Annotated in this window: 18 protein-coding genes and 1 pseudogene; 9 read left to right on the top strand and 10 right to left on the bottom strand. The window is 67.0% G+C overall.

Annotated features, from left to right (window positions below):
- Positions 1-8: 8 nt before the first annotated feature.
- On the top strand, positions 9-752 hold the full coding sequence (locus ACQEVG_RS17900; RefSeq protein ID WP_432984346.1) for a hypothetical protein: 744 nt from the start codon (positions 9-11) through the stop codon (positions 750-752).
- Here ACQEVG_RS17900 and ACQEVG_RS17895 read toward each other — a convergent pair.
- On the bottom strand, positions 682-1524 hold the full coding sequence (locus tag ACQEVG_RS17895; protein WP_432985459.1) for a PE-PGRS family protein: 843 nt from the start codon (positions 1522-1524) through the stop codon (positions 682-684). The genes ACQEVG_RS17900 and ACQEVG_RS17895 overlap by 71 nt on opposite strands.
- A gap of 362 nt (positions 1525-1886) precedes the next feature.
- On the opposite strand from ACQEVG_RS17895, the gene ACQEVG_RS17890 reads away from it, so the two are divergent.
- Positions 1887-3140, top strand: a complete 1254-nt coding sequence (locus tag ACQEVG_RS17890; RefSeq protein ID WP_432984343.1) for an IS256 family transposase — start codon at positions 1887-1889, stop codon at positions 3138-3140.
- Between the two features lie 48 nt (positions 3141-3188).
- Here ACQEVG_RS17890 and ACQEVG_RS17885 read toward each other — a convergent pair whose 3' ends face one another.
- The 3 genes from ACQEVG_RS17885 to ACQEVG_RS17875 all read right to left on the bottom strand — a co-directional run bounded on the left by ACQEVG_RS17885 (position 3189) and on the right by ACQEVG_RS17875 (position 6015).
- Positions 3189-4133 (bottom strand): methylenetetrahydrofolate reductase, encoded by a 945-nt coding sequence (locus ACQEVG_RS17885; RefSeq protein ID WP_432984340.1) that lies wholly within the window; start codon positions 4131-4133, stop codon positions 3189-3191.
- 321 nt (positions 4134-4454) lie between these two features.
- A complete protein-coding gene (locus tag ACQEVG_RS17880) occupies positions 4455-5591 on the bottom strand; it encodes an ImmA/IrrE family metallo-endopeptidase (RefSeq protein ID WP_258777539.1) in 1137 nt (378 codons plus the stop codon).
- A gap of 49 nt (positions 5592-5640) precedes the next feature.
- Positions 5641-6015: a hypothetical protein gene (locus ACQEVG_RS17875; protein WP_432984336.1), complete on the bottom strand. Its 375-nt coding sequence runs from the start codon at positions 6013-6015 to the stop codon at positions 5641-5643.
- A gap of 85 nt (positions 6016-6100) precedes the next feature.
- Between ACQEVG_RS17875 and ACQEVG_RS17870 the strand changes: the two genes are divergently transcribed.
- From ACQEVG_RS17870 to ACQEVG_RS17855, 4 genes are all read left to right on the top strand, one after another.
- Entirely contained in the window at positions 6101-6652 is a 552-nt protein-coding gene (locus ACQEVG_RS17870) for a winged helix-turn-helix domain-containing protein (protein WP_432984315.1), read from the top strand.
- On the top strand, positions 6649-7224 hold the full coding sequence (locus ACQEVG_RS17865; RefSeq protein WP_432984333.1) for an IS630 family transposase: 576 nt from the start codon (positions 6649-6651) through the stop codon (positions 7222-7224). The genes ACQEVG_RS17870 and ACQEVG_RS17865 overlap by 4 nt, the downstream gene beginning before the upstream one ends.
- 67 nt (positions 7225-7291) lie before the next feature.
- Positions 7292-8569, top strand: coding sequence for an IS701 family transposase (locus tag ACQEVG_RS17860; protein WP_432984330.1), 1278 nt, complete (start codon positions 7292-7294; stop codon positions 8567-8569).
- A 451-nt stretch (positions 8570-9020) separates the two neighbouring features.
- The gene (locus ACQEVG_RS17855) at positions 9021-9569 is read left to right on the top strand and encodes a DUF1062 domain-containing protein (RefSeq protein ID WP_432984327.1); all 549 of its coding nucleotides are present in this window, start codon (positions 9021-9023) and stop codon (positions 9567-9569) included.
- A 150-nt stretch (positions 9570-9719) separates the two neighbouring features.
- Here ACQEVG_RS17855 and ACQEVG_RS17850 read toward each other — a convergent pair whose 3' ends face one another.
- A complete protein-coding gene (locus ACQEVG_RS17850; RefSeq protein ID WP_432984324.1) occupies positions 9720-10073 on the bottom strand; it encodes a VOC family protein in 354 nt (117 codons plus the stop codon).
- Between the two features lie 751 nt (positions 10074-10824).
- On the opposite strand from ACQEVG_RS17850, the gene ACQEVG_RS17845 reads away from it, so the two are divergent.
- A protein-coding gene (locus ACQEVG_RS17845) for an IS5 family transposase (protein WP_432985456.1) occupies positions 10825-11621 on the top strand; the annotation gives its coding sequence in 2 pieces (ribosomal slippage) (positions 10825-11161 and positions 11161-11621; 798 coding nt in all).
- A gap of 2 nt (positions 11622-11623) precedes the next feature.
- Here the strand turns inward: ACQEVG_RS17845 and ACQEVG_RS17840 are convergent.
- The 5 genes and pseudogenes from ACQEVG_RS17840 to ACQEVG_RS17820 all read right to left on the bottom strand — a co-directional run.
- Positions 11624-12250 (bottom strand): annotated as a pseudogene (locus tag ACQEVG_RS17840) (IS110 family transposase); the annotation flags it as partial.
- A gap of 28 nt (positions 12251-12278) precedes the next feature.
- The gene (locus tag ACQEVG_RS17835; protein ID WP_432984321.1) at positions 12279-13148 is read right to left on the bottom strand and encodes an IS5 family transposase; all 870 of its coding nucleotides are present in this window, start codon (positions 13146-13148) and stop codon (positions 12279-12281) included.
- Between the two features lie 245 nt (positions 13149-13393).
- Positions 13394-13969, bottom strand: a complete 576-nt coding sequence (locus ACQEVG_RS17830) for an IS630 family transposase (protein WP_432984312.1) — start codon at positions 13967-13969, stop codon at positions 13394-13396.
- A complete protein-coding gene (locus ACQEVG_RS17825; protein ID WP_432984318.1) occupies positions 13966-14400 on the bottom strand; it encodes a winged helix-turn-helix domain-containing protein in 435 nt (144 codons plus the stop codon). The genes ACQEVG_RS17830 and ACQEVG_RS17825 overlap by 4 nt, the downstream gene beginning before the upstream one ends.
- Positions 14401-14784: 384 nt before the next feature.
- Positions 14785-15581 (bottom strand): IS5 family transposase gene (locus ACQEVG_RS17820; RefSeq protein ID WP_432985456.1). Its coding sequence is split into 2 segments (ribosomal slippage): positions 14785-15245 and positions 15245-15581, totalling 798 coding nucleotides; the frame shifts between segments, so codons are not numbered across the junction.
- A 111-nt stretch (positions 15582-15692) separates the two neighbouring features.
- Between ACQEVG_RS17820 and ACQEVG_RS17815 the strand changes: the two genes are divergently transcribed.
- Together ACQEVG_RS17815 and ACQEVG_RS17810 are read left to right on the top strand one after the other, a co-directional pair.
- Entirely contained in the window at positions 15693-16244 is a 552-nt protein-coding gene (locus ACQEVG_RS17815; RefSeq protein ID WP_432984315.1) for a winged helix-turn-helix domain-containing protein, read from the top strand.
- Positions 16241-16816, top strand: coding sequence for an IS630 family transposase (locus ACQEVG_RS17810; protein ID WP_432984312.1), 576 nt, complete (start codon positions 16241-16243; stop codon positions 16814-16816). The genes ACQEVG_RS17815 and ACQEVG_RS17810 overlap by 4 nt, the downstream gene beginning before the upstream one ends.
- Positions 16817-17013 lie beyond the last annotated feature (197 nt).

Here is a 17013-nt window from a genome sequence, read left to right as displayed (position 1 = left end):
ACCCTCCGGTGAGTCAGCACTCGGGCTACAGCTACGGCTGGAAGAAGGAATGGGCCGACACCTCCAAGAAGTCGTTGGAGGACCAGATCGGCTCCGTCCTCCGGGCGCTGAAGGCGCACGCGGAGGAAGAGGAACAAGCCCGGCTGGCGCGAGAGGCAGAGCAGCAGCGTCTGTGTGAGGAGCGGGAGCAACAGGACGAGGAGCGCCGCCGACGAGAGGCGAAGGAGCAGGAAGAGCGCCGTCAGCGGGAGACAAAGGAGAAGGAGCGCACGCGGCGGGAGTGGGAGGCGGCTGTCAGCATCGCGTCGATCAAGGCGGTGGACGCCATGCGGGCTGAGCGGTTCGACACCGCCCTGGAGCGCTGGCGGGCCGCAGGGGAGATGCGGTCCTTCTGCGCCGCGCTCGATGAGGCCGCCTCCGCCTCCGACGACGCCCACGAAGCCGGGCGGCTGCGCGAGTGGTCGGAGTGGGGGAAGTCGGAGGCCGACCGGCTCGACCCGACCGTGGCCGGCAGGGGACTGGCCGCCCACAACTTCCACGCGGAGCCCACGGGCGACCAGCTACGGCCGTTCCTCGACGGATGGCATCCGCAGCGGCCTGAGAAAGAGAAGCCGCCGAAGAAGGAAGAACCCAAGGTTGAAGCCGAGCCGCCCAAGCCTGAGCCGGAGCGGTGGCGCGGCTTCACCGACGAACGTCCGGATCAAGGCTGGAGATATGGACGCCCAGGTCGCGCTCAATGGTGGAGGCGATGACGCCGTGGCCGCGGTCGCGTAGGGCCTTCACCGCCCGCTCCATCAGTTGCCCGAGCCGGATGACCTCGGCGCGCAGGGCGACGAGCTCGTCGTAGCGCTCGGCCTTGTCCTGACCACACCACGCGCGGACGGTCCGCAAGGCAGCGGCTTCCGCGTCCAGCTTGCGGTCGTCGCGGCGGCTGTAGGAGTACCAGGAAGACTGGGTGCGCTCCTGGTCGATGGCCTGCTGCCTGCGGTCAACCTCCGGAAGGATGTCGTCGGCGAGGCGGCCGGTCACCTGGTGCGCGATGCGCTCAGTGACCGGCCACCCGGCCAGACACATGCCGTCGCGGTTCTCGTAGACCATCGGATCGCCTCGCAGCTCTGCGGGATCCATCCCGACAAGAGGGGCGCTGTCGTCGAGACGGCCCATCTCCAGGATCCCGGCATCCGCAACACTGCGCCGCAGACGCAGCCTGCTCTTCGGGCGGACGAACCCGAGGACCATCCGCGCAGCCTCGAAGTCGGCGCTTCCCCGCACGTGCCGCGACGCCTCGGCCAACGCAAGTTCGCTCGCATCGTCCGCACGGAACGCCTCAACGTCCTCCCAGCGCGCCACGAGGGAACTGGGGTTCACCCACTCCTGCAGCCCTGCATCGTCTCCGTCGAGGAACCGCACGTGGAGCCAACCAGTTCTGCTGCGCCCGCCGACCCGTACAACCTCAACCCGGCGAACCGCGCTGCCCAGCTCTTTCGGCCTCGATCGGTAGGCCCAGTGCTCACCCATCTCCATGTGTCCATTGAGCCAGTTCTGTTGATCCCGTCGCGCGGCGATTGCCGAAACCAGCGGATAGAACTGAGCGCCAGAGGTTCTTGCAGGGACGACGGCCAACCATCCGGCGGCTTGACCACCAGCAGTCGAGCACCGCGTTGAACTACTGGTCGGTAGAGGCGTCGGGCTCGAACTCCCAGGCCAGCACCGTCCACTGTTCAGGAAGTCCCGGTCGTCACGCGCTCCCCGCCAAGGAGGAAAAGAAAGAGCGAGCAATGCTCAGAACCTGTGGATCGGCTCGGTGAGGGCGCACCCTCCCGAGTGATCGATTCGAAGGTCACTGAGTAGGCCGGCGTTGGTGCGTCGGCTGGGAGGGCACGCCCATGCTTACCGTAGTTGATGCCGCCGGAACGACGCCGAACGGCTTCCTGATCGACGAGATCGTCCGGGAGGGCGCCCGGCGGATGCTGGCTGCCGCGCTGGAAGCGGAGGTCAACGGCTATCTCGCTGACCTGGCCGACCAGCGTGACGAGCGTGGTCGCCGTTTGGTCGTGCGCAACGGTTTCCATGCAGAGCGGACGATTGCCACCTCGGCCGGGCCGGTGCAGGTCAAAGCGCCGCGAGTGAACGACCGGCGGATCGATGCCGAGACCGGGGAGCGCAAACGGTTCTCCTCGGCGATCCTGCCGCCGTGGGCCCGCAAGACCCCGAAGATATCGGAGGTGCTGCCGCTGCTGTACCTGCACGGCCTGTCCACCGGCGACTTCGTCCCGGCACTGGAACAGTTCCTCGGCTCGGCCGCCGGGCTGTCGTCGGCGACCGTGTCGCGGCTGACCGCGCAATGGAGCGACGATCACAAAGCGTTCCAGAAACGGGACCTGTCGAAGACCGACTTCGTCTACGTGTGGGCCGACGGCGTGCACCTGAAGGTGCGCCTGGACGAGGCCAAGGCATGCGTGCTGGTCATGGTCGGCGTTCGAGCCGACGGCAGCAAGGAGCTGATAGCCCTGGACGAGGGCTACCGGGAGTCCTGCGAGTCCTGGGCGAACCTGCTGCGCGACTGCGCCCGGCGCGGCATGCGCGCCCCGGTACTGGCCATCGGCGACGGCGCGCTGGGCTTCTGGAAGGCGCTGCGCGAGGTGTTCCCCGAAACGCGCGAGCAGAGATGCTGGGTGCACAAAACGGCAAATGTCCTGGACGCTCTCCCGAAGTCGGCGCAGCCGGCGGCGAAGAACGCGATCGCAGACATCTACAATGCCGAGGACAAAGACCAGGCCAGGACCGCCGTCAAGGCGTTCACGAAGCAGTATGGCGCGAAGTTCCCCAAGTCCGTGGCGAAGGTCGTCGACGACGAGGACGTGCTGCTGGCGTTCTACGACTACCCGGCCGAGCACTGGATCCACCTGCGTACCACGAACCCGATCGAGTCGACCTTCTCCACTGTGCGGCTGCGCACCAAGGTCACCCGTGGCGCCGGGTCGCGGTCGGCCGCTCTGGCGATGACGTTCAAGCTGATCGAGTCCGCCCAGGAACGCTGGCGCGCGGTCAATGCGCCGCACCTGGTCGCCCTCGTGCGAGCCGGAGCCCGCTTCAAGCGCGGCGTCCTCGTCGAACGGGAGGACGCCAGCGCGGCCTGAGCCGCGTCCCGATCGCGGGATTCGACAGCCGCACGTTCGTGCCCGGCTTCACACCGAGGGTGTACCTCGTCCGAGCAGCCTGCTGAGCTCGTGGGCCAGGGCGACCGAGGCGTCGATCTCGACCTTGCGGATGGACACGCTCTCCACGAGGAAGCCGAACGGCATGCCGAGCTTGCGGCAGAAGGCGATCAGGTCCCGGGCGTTCGCCAAGCAGTGCTGGTATGACTCGGCCAGGGTGTCGTCCGCATGGCGCAGGGAGTTCTCCAGCCAGCGCGGGACGTCGACGCCGAGCCATTGGAGGAACGCCAGCGTCTTCACCGAGCCGCACACCGAGAGCGTGAACAGGACGGGCCTCGGTTCGAGGTCCCGCTCGCGGCAGGCGTAGTAGTAGTCGGAGACCATGCTTTTCGCCGCGTCGGCGCTGTAGATGACCTGCGAGATGAAGTACGCGCATCCGGCCACCTGCTTGGCGACGAGCCGCAGATGCTCCTCGGGGCGTTCGGTGATGGCCACGCCACCGAGCAGCAGGTCTGGGCGGACATCGCGGCGCAGGTCCTGCGCCTCGGACAGGCCGGTCCGCACCGCCTTCCCCTTCGAGGACGCGCCGACGAAGACGCCGAGCAGCCGGTCGGCGTCGGCCGTCCGCAGCCAGGTCCGCAGCTCCGTCTGGGAGTACTTGCCGACGCACCGGTAGACGACCACCGGGCGGTTCCACTTGCCGAGATAGTCCGCGTGGTACATGGCAGGGTCGATGGTCGGCAGGTACGGAAACGGCCGCTGCGCCGGATTACGGTCGCTCTCATCGTCGATGTCGTACAGCGCCAGACCGTCGACATCGAGGGACTCCAACCGTGCCAGGGTGGCTGCGGTGATCTCCCGGATCCGCTCGGGAGTGTTGCTCAGGCGGGGCGGCGTGATGCCGAACAACAGGACACCGCTGTCGGCATCGGCCACCCGGCTTCGGAGATCTTTGCCGTCGCTCTGGTTCGCCATGACGCGGAAGTTAGCAGCTCATCCGCCATACGGCAGGCGAACAACCACCCTGTGAGACCGGACTCGGTTCTGAACCAACTGACGTCCGGCCGCGCGGACCAGATCCACAGGATTTGACAATTGCTCTACGTCGACGATGGGCCCGCAACTGGCCACGTTCCTCAACGTGCCCGAAAACGTCTTCTGCAGCGATCCACAGACCTTCACCGACACCGACGGCGCGCCGCCCCTGACTGCTCCTGCCAGCCTGCGCGGTGGGTGGGGGGTCCGTGAAACGACTTACGGATCCCCGGGCCACGAAAGGCTGTTGTGCAGGGGTGGCTAGCCCGCGGTGAGATCGCCGGAGAGGCTGATCTCGATGGGGCGCTTCAGCTTGCTGCCGTATTTCCAGTCCAGGACGCCGTCGTGCTGGAGGCGCCCGACGACGATGCCTGGGGCGATGCCAGCCCGGCGGGCGAAGGCTGTGATGTTGGTGAAGGGCATGGGGCGCTGGGCAAGTTGCTTGTAGGCGGCCGCGTGCTCGGGCGGGATGAGGGTTTCCCTGGCGAAGGCGTCTGCCTCGTCCTCGCTGCGGTCTCCTTCGGGGGTCGTGTCGTCGTCACGGCTTGTGTTGTCGATGAAAGTGAGGCGTTTGCCGTGCAGGAGGACATGGCCGAGCTCGTGGAAGACGGTGAACCAGAAATGGTCGTCCTTCTTGAACCGGCCGCTGAGGGCGACTCCGACCTTTTCCGGGGTGAGCCATCGGGTGACGCCGGAGACGCGACTGTTGGGGGGCGCGGCAACGAACACCACCGCGACGCCGGCTCGGGCGCACAGGCGAGGGATTTCGGTGCGCCAGACGGCGGGTTCCTTGACGGTCAGGGCTCGCAGCTGGGGAAGTAGCTCAAGCAGGGCCGCGCGGTCGTAGGGTGCGCAGGGGATTTCGCGTGCTCTGAGTTCGGCCTGGCGCAGCCAGACGGCGGTGGCGTAGTCGTCCGGCGTGAGGACGGTGGAACGCCGGAAGGCAGTCCGGTAGCTTCCCCACACGTTCTCTGCAACCTCGGGGTCGGCGACCCCGAAGAACGCCAGCAGATGCTCGAGATTGTCCACCGTGCGCTCTTTGGTCGGCAGGATGCCCCGCTTGACCAACTCTTGCAGGGAGAAGCGGTCGAGCCAGTCGAGGCGGTGGCTGAGGGCTTCACGGCTCTGGGTGCGGCTGACATGGGTGCGCCAGGCGGCCTCCATCTGGTTCCACAGCGAAGCCGGGATTCCGACGGCCCGCTCCAGCAGAAGGGCAGTCTCGGGGGTGAGGACAGCGCTGCCCTGAACGATCTGGTTGACGTGCTTGGTCGACAGCCCGGTGCGGCGGGCAAGGTCCGCCTGGGGGATACCAAGGGCGTCGAGCTGTTCTTTCAGGGTGTCGCCCGGAGGCAGGACTTCATCCGGTGCGAACGGGTGCGGGGCGGAGGGCGGAGTCACGTGAGTGCCTCTCGGTCGGCGAGGCTGCGGGGCGGGCCTGGTGGCGGGATCAGGGGCGGTGGATCGCTGCGACGATCACAGCGCGTACGGCGTGCTCGTTGAGGGTGCCGTCGTCGAGGGTGCCGGGCGGGTCGTCGCGCGGGCGGACCACGAGATCGCCGTGATCACCGAGCGACACCAGCAGAGTGAAGCAGTCCCCGTTGGCTGCGGGCCGCAGCCGCGCGGCCGCAACGTGGCGCAGGTCAGCCAGGTGGTGGGCGGCCGCCATCTGGCCAAGACGCCGGAGCAGGGTGGTCGCCCCATCGGGGCCTAAACAGTCCCTGCGGGCAGGGCCGCTGTTGCAGACACGGGCGAGCTCGGCGTCCTCGAAGACGATCTCCACCAGCGACCTCAGAATCCTTTTCCGTGTACCTACTGCTTCCATGCCATCCTCCCGATCAAGGTCCACGAGATTCCATGCACCTACTGGGTAAATGAAACTCTGAATTACTGATCTTTTCGTAAGTTCTGTGCGTGTGACGGGGTGTTGGTGGGACCCTGTTGTGGTGTCTTTCAAGCCTTCGTTTGTTGCCTCCGAGTCTGTCGTTCCTCCTTTGACGCGGCCGCAGTTGGCCGAGGCTCGGCGTGTGCGGGCGGCCGAGTTGTTCGGGCAGGGACGCACGAGTACTGAGATCGCACGGATGCTGGAGGTCAGCGGCGAGAGCGTGCGGCGGTGGAAGCGGGTATGGGAGGAGGGCGGCGCTGATGCCTTGCGCCGGCGTCCGGCCACGGGTCGTCCGCCCAAGCTGGACGACGCCCAGGTCGATGAGGTGCGGGCCGCGCTGGAGCGAGGCGCCCAGGCACATGGCTTCGAGGCCGATCTGTGGACGTTGGAGCGGGTGGGCCTGGTCGTCGAGCGGCTGACAGGGGTGTCGTTGTCGCGGGCGTCGGTGTGGCGGCTGCTGACCGGTCGGATGGGGTGGAGTCTGCAGCGCCCGGAGCGTCGGGCCCTCGAGCGGAACGAGTCCGAGATCGCCCGCTGGATCGCGCACGAGTGGCCGCGCATCAAAAGGGGGCGGTGAACACACGTGCCTGGATCGTGTTCCTCGACGAATCGGGGGTGTCCCTGCTGCCCCAGGTCCGCCGCACCTACGCGCCCCGCGGCCGCACCCCGACACTGCGGCACCGGCTGAACTGGAAACGCGCCTCGATGGCCGCAGCCCTCGGTTACCACGCCCCCGACCGTGACCGTGGTCCGCGGTTGTGCTTCCATCTCAAGCCGGGCAGTTACGACACCACCGCCCTGATCGAGGTGCTGGAACAGGTCAAAGTGTTCTACGCCGGGGAACGGGTGGTGCTGGTCTGGGACGGGCTGTCCGCCCACTGGAGCCGTGCCATGCGTGCCTGGGTCGCCGAACAGGACTGGCTGACCCTGGAGCGATTACCCGCCTACGCGCCCGAGCTCAATCCGGTGGAGCTGCTGTGGTCATCCCTCAAGAAGCGCGAGCTCGCCAACCTCGCCGGCGACCACCTCGCCGATGTCGCCGACGCCACCGAGCAAGGCATCCACCGCATCAACCACAACCCGCAACTGCCCTGGTCCTTCCTCACCCACACCGGCCTCACCATCCACCCACCAACCCCACAGAACTAACGAAAAGATCAGTAGTAGGACTCCGTTAGGTCTGTGTGTCGACCTTGTTCGCGGGCATGGTGAGTGGGTGGACGCACATGAAGTGAACCGTATTCGGGCGACGTTGGCGTTATTCGTGGCGGACGTGTTCGCCTCGGTGCCGCGCAAGGACCAGCGGGCCAAGAGCGACTGCTACCTGCGGGGACTGATGACGGACGGCCGTCGCAAGTCCGTCCAGGCCATGGCCTCGCGACTGCCGGACGGTAATGAGCAGAACCTGCAGCAGTTCGTGAACCAGTCCACGTGGGACCCAGTGCCGGTGGGTCGACGGATCGCCGAGCGGATGGTGCCGCAGATCGGCCCGGAGGCCTGGGCGGTCGATGACGTGTCGTTCCCCAAGGACGGAAGGATGTCGGTCGGGGTAGCTCCCCAGTACTGCGGTGCGCTGGGCAAGCAGGCCAACTGCCAGGTCGCGGTGAGCGTGCACGCCGTCTCCGACACGGCCTCGTGCCCGCTGAACTGGCGGCTCTTCCTGCCCAAGGAGTGGGCCGATGACACCGTCCGGCGCCAGCGGGCCGGCGTCCCCAAGGACATCGGACACCGGGAGAAGTGGCGGCTGGCACTGGACGCCCTGGACGAACTGACCACATGGCATCTTGCGCCGCCGGTCGTGGTGGCGGATGCCGGTTACGGCCAGAACGCGGACTTCCGCTCCGGCCTGGCTGAGCGGGGACACGCGTATGTGGTCGGCATCCGCGGCGACATCACCGTCCAGCCGCACGAGGCACACCCCACCGCCCCCGCCTGGTCCGGAAACGGCCGCCGGCCCGTTCCCCGCTACCGGCAGCCGGCGGTGACGGTCGCGGAACTGGCAACGGCCGCCGGACGGGAAGCCTTCAGCGAGGTGACCTGGCGGGAAGGCTCCCGCGGCCCGATGACCTCCCGCTTCCTCGCGGTGCAGGTCCGGCCGGCGGGAGTGCGCTCACGCCGGCTGGCCCAGGCAGCCGCAGTGACCGAGCACGGCCGGTGGGACGGCGTCCTGCCCGAGGTACGACTGCTGACCGAATGGCCCGACGGCGAGGACAAACCGACCCGCTTTTGGCTGTCCGACCTGCCCGAGGACACCCCGATCCCGGAGCTGGTCCGCCTGGCGAAGATCCGCTGGCGCATCGAGCACGACTACCGCGAACTCAAACACGGCCTGGGCCTGGACCACTTCGAAGGCCGCTCCTGGACCGGCTGGCACCACCACACCACCCTGGTCACCGCCGCCCATGCCTTCCTCACCGAGCAGCGACTGGCCCCAAAAGCCGATACAACGGACTCACCCTCTACCAGACCCTCGACACCATCCAAGACCTGCTGAACTGCTGGACCGGCACCTGCACCACCTGCCACCGACCTCTCCCCAACAAGAGGCCACCAAGATCAAGACAGACCTAACGGAGTCCTACTAGGCGGGGCGTCGGCGATGTCTTGACGGAGAACCGCATCTGCGCGGCGAAGTTGTCCTGAACGATCCACGCCAGGCGAGGTACGACAAGCGGGGCCTACGTCTCCCACAGCACCGTCACCGTCGCCGCGATCTGGCTCTGGCTTCGTCCATGATCCGCCGACAGAACCTGGCGGTGAGGCGCTCGAAAACCAGTGGAGCAGCGCCGCTGTGCCCCATTACCGTGCTGCCGAACCAGTCGTCTAGTCAAGGACGTGCCGTTGTACACCCTGTGAGACCTCCCGAGTGCTGATTCGTCGCGCGTCGCGCATGTGCGCCGCGCTCCTTTCTGCTGCGGACTTCTCACTGAAACTGGTGTACTTCTGTGCTCAAAATCTGGGTGGTCATGCCCACCTGCCTGCCGCTCGTTCGCCGCCGTTGCCACGCGTGCACGTCCGAGCGCTTCCGGGCAAGCGGTAAATTTCGCGTCAACGCAAACCATAAGCTCCTCGACGCCTGGCTCCTCGCGCTCTGCACCGCTTGCGGGGACACGGCAAAGCTCACGGTCCTGGAGCGGATGTACGTGCGCTCCGTACGACCTGAGCTGCTGGACCGGCTGCATGACAACGACCCTGGCCTCACAGCTGAGCTGCTCCAGGATCCGCTCGTGCAGCGCCGTAATCGCATCGCCCTCGACTGGGACAACGCCTGGCGCCTCGACACCGGCGGATCGGATCACCTGGACCGCGAGGCGATCGACATCTCGGTCCGCTTTGCGGCGCGGATCCCCGTCCGGCCGGTGCGACTGATCGCTGAAGGGTGCGGTCTTTCGCGGGCCGAGGTCGAGAGACTGGTCACGGAGGGGAAACTCGTTTCGGCAGTCCGGCTGAGCGGCAAGCTCTCCGGCGACTTCACCTTCACGCTCAAGCGCTGAGCCCTCCTCGGGACCAGGGGCCTGTCCGGCATGATCCGCCGGACAGGCCCTGGCCCTGGTCGTCCTGGTCGTCGCGGCGCGATCGGGTTCGACGAACTTCGACTACCAAGGTGACTACGGAGCTCAGAGCGAAACGCACCAAACGCTCAGTTACTGACGTCGTTGGCCAAGGACACAGAACTCGTTACCTTCAGGGTCGGCCAATACAACCCACGATTGGTCACCCTGGCCAATATCAACACGCTGTGCGCCATGAGCCACCAGACGAGCCACCTCGGCGTCCTGGTCATCAGGCCTGAAGTCGAGATGCAGTCGGCTCTTAACCTTCTTGCTCTCCTCAAGCCGGACGAAGTCCAACCCCGGCAGGCGATCCGGCTCCGGGCGGATCTCGAACTCCTCATCAGAGGAGTGGACCACGACCCACCCAAGAGCCTCGGCCCACCACCGCCCCAAGGCCACCGGATCTACCGAGTGAACAATTACCTGTTCCCATTCCAAGGTCATCAGCCGAGCTTAGACCTCGCGGGCCTCGAAAACACACTCGCATGGAGAGGGCCGACTGGCCTGCAGTTTCGGTTAGTTCGGAGAAGGGCCCGGAAGCCAGGGATGCCGCGAGTGGTCAGCCTGACCGTGCGCACTTGTGCCGCGCGCGGGCCTGCCCCCGGACATGGATCTCGACGACCCGGAGCTCGTCCACTGGGTGGCGGACAAAACAGCCTCCACCAGCATTGTGCGGCCCTGACGCACGGCGGGCGCCTCTCTGGATGTGCATGAACGGGGCCTGTCGCGACAAGCTGGAGGGCGATGCCTCTGGCCCGGGGCGGTCCCTCCTGTCTGGCTTCGTGTGCGACGACACGGTGGACACAACCGCGACGACAACATCGCCCCGCTGTGGGTGACCGGCGATGCCACTTCGGTCCTGATCGACGCGTCCCCTGGACCCGCATCGACGACGTGCCCTGGCAGTGCATCGTCTCCCGGCTCGCGATGATCATCAGCGGTGGCGTACGGCACCTGCAGATCTGGAAATGCACCCCGGTCAGCGAGCGGCCCGGCCCCCTGTTCCGGGATACGGAACAGGGGGCCGGGCCTCAGCAGGCGAAACGAACAGGGTCAGGCCGTCTCCGGCGGGAAACGGTGTGTTCGCCGCCGGGGACGAACCGCTAAGAGCTCCTAACGGAATGAGATTGGCCCGTGTCCTCCAGCTGAGTGACTCAGTTGTCTACGTGTGAGGAAGCGTGATCCCCAACCATGGCTGGTTGACGATGATTTGTGGGTGAGGATCGAGCCACTGCTGCCGGTTCGGCACCGCCGGCATCGGCACCCGGGGCGGAAGGCGCTGGATGACCGCAAGGTGTTGTGCGGGATCATGTTCGTGCTCTACACCGGCATCCGGTGGGAGTGGCTGCCCGCTGAGCTGGGCTTCGGCTCGGGCATGACCTGCTGGCGACGCTTGCGGGACTGGAACAACGCTGGGGTGTGGCAGCGGCTGCACGAGGTGCTGCTGACCGAGCTGCGGGCAGCAGACCGCCTGGACATGTCGCGGGCGGTGATCGACAGCTCCCACATCCGGGCGCTCAAGGGCGGCCCAAAACCGGCCGGAGCCCGGTCGACCGAGGCCGAGCGGGCTCCAAACACCACGTGATCTGCGATGCGAGCGGCATCCCGCTGGCCGTGACGCTCACCGGCGGCAACCGCAACGACATCACCCAGCTCATGCCGCTCCTGGCGGCGATCCCGCCGATCCGCGGCAAACGAGGCCGTCCCCGGCAGCGACCGAGGGAGATCTATGCCGACCGCGGCTACGACCACGACTGCTACCGCCGCCTGGTCTGGGCGAAGGGCGTCAAGCCCGTCATCGCACGCCGCGGCACTGAGCATGGTTCCGGCCTGGGGACCAAGCGGTGGGTGGTCGAGCAGACCATCGCGCTGCTGCACTGGTTCGGCCGCCTGCGCATCCGCTGGGAGATCCGGGACGACATCCACGAGGCGTTCCTCAAGCTCGCCTGCTCACTCATCTGCTGGCGACGCCTCCGCACCGCATTGAGTTAGGAGCTCTTACCGGAGGAAGCCTCGACTGGGCTGGTGCCGCATAAGGCTGCGAAGGACGCCTCGCTGACGAGTCGCTCGGGGTTGTCGCCAGCCGAGATGAGCAGGGCAGCGGCGCTGTCCGGGCCGACGCCACGGACTTCCAGCAGGCCCGGCGTGCTGACTTCGACTGCCTCGGCTATTCGCGTGTTGAGATCGTCGATCTCCTCGGTCAGGTGCCGGATGCGGCGAGCCAGCAGCCTCAAGGTGTGGCGGGCGGCCCCGGCCGGCCCTCTCGCGTGCTGGGGGTCGAGGTCTGCGCATTGCTTGAACAGGTGCGGATTGCTCAGTCCCGCCAGCGACTCGCGGAGGGCGGCGTCAGCTGAGACCAGGACGCTCTTGAGCTGGTTGATCGCCTGGGTCCTGGACTTGATCGCGGACCCCTTCGCCAGCTTGAACAGTCGGAGCATCTCGACTGGACCGTCGCCGGTCTTCGCCGCGGCGGTGGCGCGTCCGGTCAGCACGGCGCGGGCTGCGGCCTCGGCGTCGATGGCGTCGGTCTTGCCGTGGCGGCGTCGGGCGGCCTTGTCGGGCTGGTTGACCTCGGGTACCACGACGCCCTCGGCGCGCAGGTGACGGGTCAGGGCGGCTCCGTCTAAGAGGTCGTTTCATCCTGTGGTTTCATCCCTGGATGCGGCTTTGATGCACTGGTGTCGGATCTCGCCAGGAGATGGTGTTCTCGCCGGTGAGGCGGCGGGCCATCAGGTCGGTCATCGCGAGGTGGATCATGGCTTCGGAACGGTGTGGGTGGGTTTCGTAGTCGCGGGCCAGGCGGCGGTGGAGCATCAGCCAGCCGTAGGTCCGCTCCACCGCCCACCGTTTCGGGATCGGGGTGAATCCTCTGCTCCCAGGGGTGCGTTGGACGATTTCGAGGTCGATGCCGAGGGTCGCTGCGTGCTCGACGAAGTGCTTGCGGTAGCCACCGTCGACCCAGACCTTGCGCAGGCCGGGGTGGTCGGCGGCAGCCTGTTCCAGGAGGGTGCGGCCGACCGTGGAGTCCTGGACGCAGGCCGCGGTGACCAGGACTGCCAGCAGCAGGCCGAGGGTGTCGGTGATGATGCTGCGCTTGCGGCCTACGATCTTTTTGCCCGCGTCGATGCCCTGACTCCGCGCGGGGACACTGGTGGAGGTCTTGACGCTCTGTGCGTCGATCACGCAGGCGGACGGGGTGGCTTCGCGGCCTTCCTGTAGGCGCACCAACTCCCTCAGCAGACCGTTGAGCTGGACGAACACCCCGTCTTTCTGCCACCTGGCGAAGTAGCCGTAGACACTCTGATGCGGCGGGAAGTCGTGCGGGAGATAGGCCCATTGGCAGCCGGTGCGGTCCACGTACAGGATCGCGTTCATGATCTCGCGCAGGTCATGCCGTGGTGGCCGGCCGAAGTCCAGGGCCCGGCCGCGGCGTTCGAAGCGCCAGGCGGACAGCACCGGCTCGATCAACTTCCAGCGGGCATCGGACAGATCACTTGGATACGCGCGACGTTCCGTCATGACCCGGGCATACCGCCGCCCGGGGGCGTGCGCCCAGGCGTGCATCCTGCCGCGTCGAAGCACGGGACAGACCCGGGCGTCCTGGCATGAGACAGGCACGCGCAGACCTCCACCCCATCCGTCACACCACCAGCCTCACCAAGAAGAACCGCCTCCACAGACTCACCAGCAGCACACCGAGAGGCGGAACAAACCAATATAGAGCGCCACACTTAGATGAAAACGACCTCTATCTGATCTTTTCGTTAGTTCTGTGGGGTTGGTGGGTGGATGGTGAGGCCGGTGTGGGTGAGGAAGGACCAGGGCAGTTGCGGGTTGTGGTTGATGCGGTGGATGCCTTGCTCGGTGGCGTCGGCGACATCGGCGAGGTGGTCGCCGGCGAGGTTGGCGAGCTCGCGCTTCTTGAGGGATGACCACAGCAGCTCCACCGGATTGAGCTCGGGCGCGTAGGCGGGTAATCGCTCCAGGGTCAGCCAGTCCTGTTCGGCGACCCAGGCACGCATGGCACGGCTCCAGTGGGCGGACAGCCCGTCCCAGACCAGCACCACCCGTTCCCCGGCGTAGAACACTTTGACCTGTTCCAGCACCTCGATCAGGGCGGTGGTGTCGTAACTGCCCGGCTTGAGATGGAAGCACAACCGCGGACCACGGTCGGGGTCGGGGGCGTGGTAACCGAGGGCTGCGGCCATCGAGGCGCGTTTCCAGTTCAGCCGGTGCCGCAGTGTCGGGGTGCGGCCGCGGGGCGCGTAGGTGCGGCGGACCTGGGGCAGCAGGGACACCCCCGATTCGTCGAGGAACACGATCCAGGCACGTGTGTTCACCGCCCCCTTTTGATGCGCGGCCACTCGTGCGCGATCCAGCGGGCGATCTCGGACTCGTTCCGCTCGAGGGCCCGACGCTCCGGGCGCTGCAGACTCCACCCCATCCGACCGGTCAGCAGCCGCCACACCGACGCCCGCGACAACGACACCCCTGTCAGCCGCTCGACGACCAGGCCCACCCGCTCCAACGTCCACAGATCGGCCTCGAAGCCATGTGCCTGGGCGCCTCGCTCCAGCGCGGCCCGCACCTCATCGACCTGGGCGTCGTCCAGCTTGGGCGGACGACCCGTGGCCGGACGCCGGCGCAAGGCATCAGCGCCGCCCTCCTCCCATACCCGCTTCCACCGCCGCACGCTCTCGCCGCTGACCTCCAGCATCCGTGCGATCTCAGTACTCGTGCGTCCCTGCCCGAACAACTCGGCCGCCCGCACACGCCGAGCCTCGGCCAACTGCGGCCGCGTCAAAGGAGGAACGACAGACTCGGAGGCAACAAACGAAGGCTTGAAAGACACCACAACAGGGTCCCACCAACACCCCGTCACACGCACAGAACTTACGAAAAGATCAGTAAGACGTCATCTCATTTGGTTGACTCGGTAGGCTGTCGGTCGTGGTGGGGATCGTTGAGCGGCTGGTGCCGGATGAGTTGCGGGAGTTGTTCCAGCGCGTGGTGCCAGAGGCGCCGTCACGGCCGCAGGGAAAGCGTCCGTCGGCTGCGGCAAACACGGTTGTTGTGTGGCGGACGCGGGCTTGGCGCCCGAGGCACCCGTGATGAGAGCAGTGCCAGCGACCGCGGCGCCAGCGTCTTAGAGCTCCTAACTCAATGCGGTGCGGAGGCGTCGCCAGCAGATGAGTGAGCAGGCGAGCTTGAGGAACGCCTCGTGGATGTCGTCCCGGATCTCCCAGCGGATGCGCAGGCGGCCGAACCAGTGCAGCAGCGCGATGGTCTGCTCGACCACCCACCGCTTGGTCCCCAGGCCGGAACCATGCTCAGTGCCGCGGCGTGCGATGACGGGCTTGACGCCCTTCGCCCAGACCAGGCGGCGGTAGCAGTCGTGGTCGTAGCCGCGGTCGGCATAGATCTCCCTCGGTCGCTGCCGGGGACGGCCTCGTTTGCCGCGGATCGGCGGGATCGCCGCCAGGAGCGGCATGAGCTGGGTGATGTCGTTGCGGTTGCCGCCGGTGAGCGTCACGGCCAGCGGGATGCCGCTCGCATCGCAGATCACGTGGTGTTTGGAGCCCGCTCGGCCTCGGTCGACCGGGCTCCGGCCGGTTTTGGGCCGCCCTTGAGCGCCCGGATGTGGGAGCTGTCGATCACCGCCCGCGACATGTCCAGGCGGTCTGCTGCCCGCAGCTCGGTCAGCAGCACCTCGTGCAGCCGCTGCCACACCCCAGCGTTGTTCCAGTCCCGCAAGCGTCGCCAGCAGGTCATGCCCGAGCCGAAGCCCAGCTCAGCGGGCAGCCACTCCCACCGGATGCCGGTGTAGAGCACGAACATGATCCCGCACAACACCTTGCGGTCATCCAGCGCCTTCCGCCCCGGGTGCCGATGCCGGCGGTGCCGAACCGGCAGCAGTGGCTCGATCCTCACCCACAAATCATCGTCAACCAGCCATGGTTGGGGATCACGCTTCCTCACACGTAGACAACTGAGTCACTCAGCTGGAGGACACGGGCCAATCTCATTCCGTTAGGAGCTCTTACTGATCTTTTCGTAAGTTCTGTGCGTGTGACGGGGTGTTGGTGGGACCCTGTTGTGGTGTCTTTCAAGCCTTCGTTTGTTGCCTCCGAGTCTGTCGTTCCTCCTTTGACGCGGCCGCAGTTGGCCGAGGCTCGGCGTGTGCGGGCGGCCGAGTTGTTCGGGCAGGGACGCACGAGTACTGAGATCGCACGGATGCTGGAGGTCAGCGGCGAGAGCGTGCGGCGGTGGAAGCGGGTATGGGAGGAGGGCGGCGCTGATGCCTTGCGCCGGCGTCCGGCCACGGGTCGTCCGCCCAAGCTGGACGACGCCCAGGTCGATGAGGTGCGGGCCGCGCTGGAGCGAGGCGCCCAGGCACATGGCTTCGAGGCCGATCTGTGGACGTTGGAGCGGGTGGGCCTGGTCGTCGAGCGGCTGACAGGGGTGTCGTTGTCGCGGGCGTCGGTGTGGCGGCTGCTGACCGGTCGGATGGGGTGGAGTCTGCAGCGCCCGGAGCGTCGGGCCCTCGAGCGGAACGAGTCCGAGATCGCCCGCTGGATCGCGCACGAGTGGCCGCGCATCAAAAGGGGGCGGTGAACACACGTGCCTGGATCGTGTTCCTCGACGAATCGGGGGTGTCCCTGCTGCCCCAGGTCCGCCGCACCTACGCGCCCCGCGGCCGCACCCCGACACTGCGGCACCGGCTGAACTGGAAACGCGCCTCGATGGCCGCAGCCCTCGGTTACCACGCCCCCGACCCCGACCGTGGTCCGCGGTTGTGCTTCCATCTCAAGCCGGGCAGTTACGACACCACCGCCCTGATCGAGGTGCTGGAACAGGTCAAAGTGTTCTACGCCGGGGAACGGGTGGTGCTGGTCTGGGACGGGCTGTCCGCCCACTGGAGCCGTGCCATGCGTGCCTGGGTCGCCGAACAGGACTGGCTGACCCTGGAGCGATTACCCGCCTACGCGCCCGAGCTCAATCCGGTGGAGCTGCTGTGGTCATCCCTCAAGAAGCGCGAGCTCGCCAACCTCGCCGGCGACCACCTCGCCGATGTCGCCGACGCCACCGAGCAAGGCATCCACCGCATCAACCACAACCCGCAACTGCCCTGGTCCTTCCTCACCCACACCGGCCTCACCATCCACCCACCAACCCCACAGAACTAACGAAAAGATCAGTAGACCCGCAGCTATTTCCCAGATCGAGCCCGTTGCTCCGGGCGTGAGCGGCCCAGATGGCGGACTCGGCCGACCGCACAAGACTTTGGCGGCATGAATAGGCCGGCGCAACAGCATGAGGATGTCCCGGACAGTCCGTTGCTGTCCGGCCTGGTCAAAGCCATGTCCGGATTCCTGTCCGGGCC

The sequence above is a fragment of the Streptomyces sp. CA-135486 genome (assembly GCF_050936555.1).
Lineage (GTDB): Bacteria > Actinomycetota > Actinomycetes > Streptomycetales > Streptomycetaceae > Streptomyces.
Note: the sequence above shows the minus strand (reverse complement) of the source record. Positions and strands in the feature narration are given on the sequence as shown.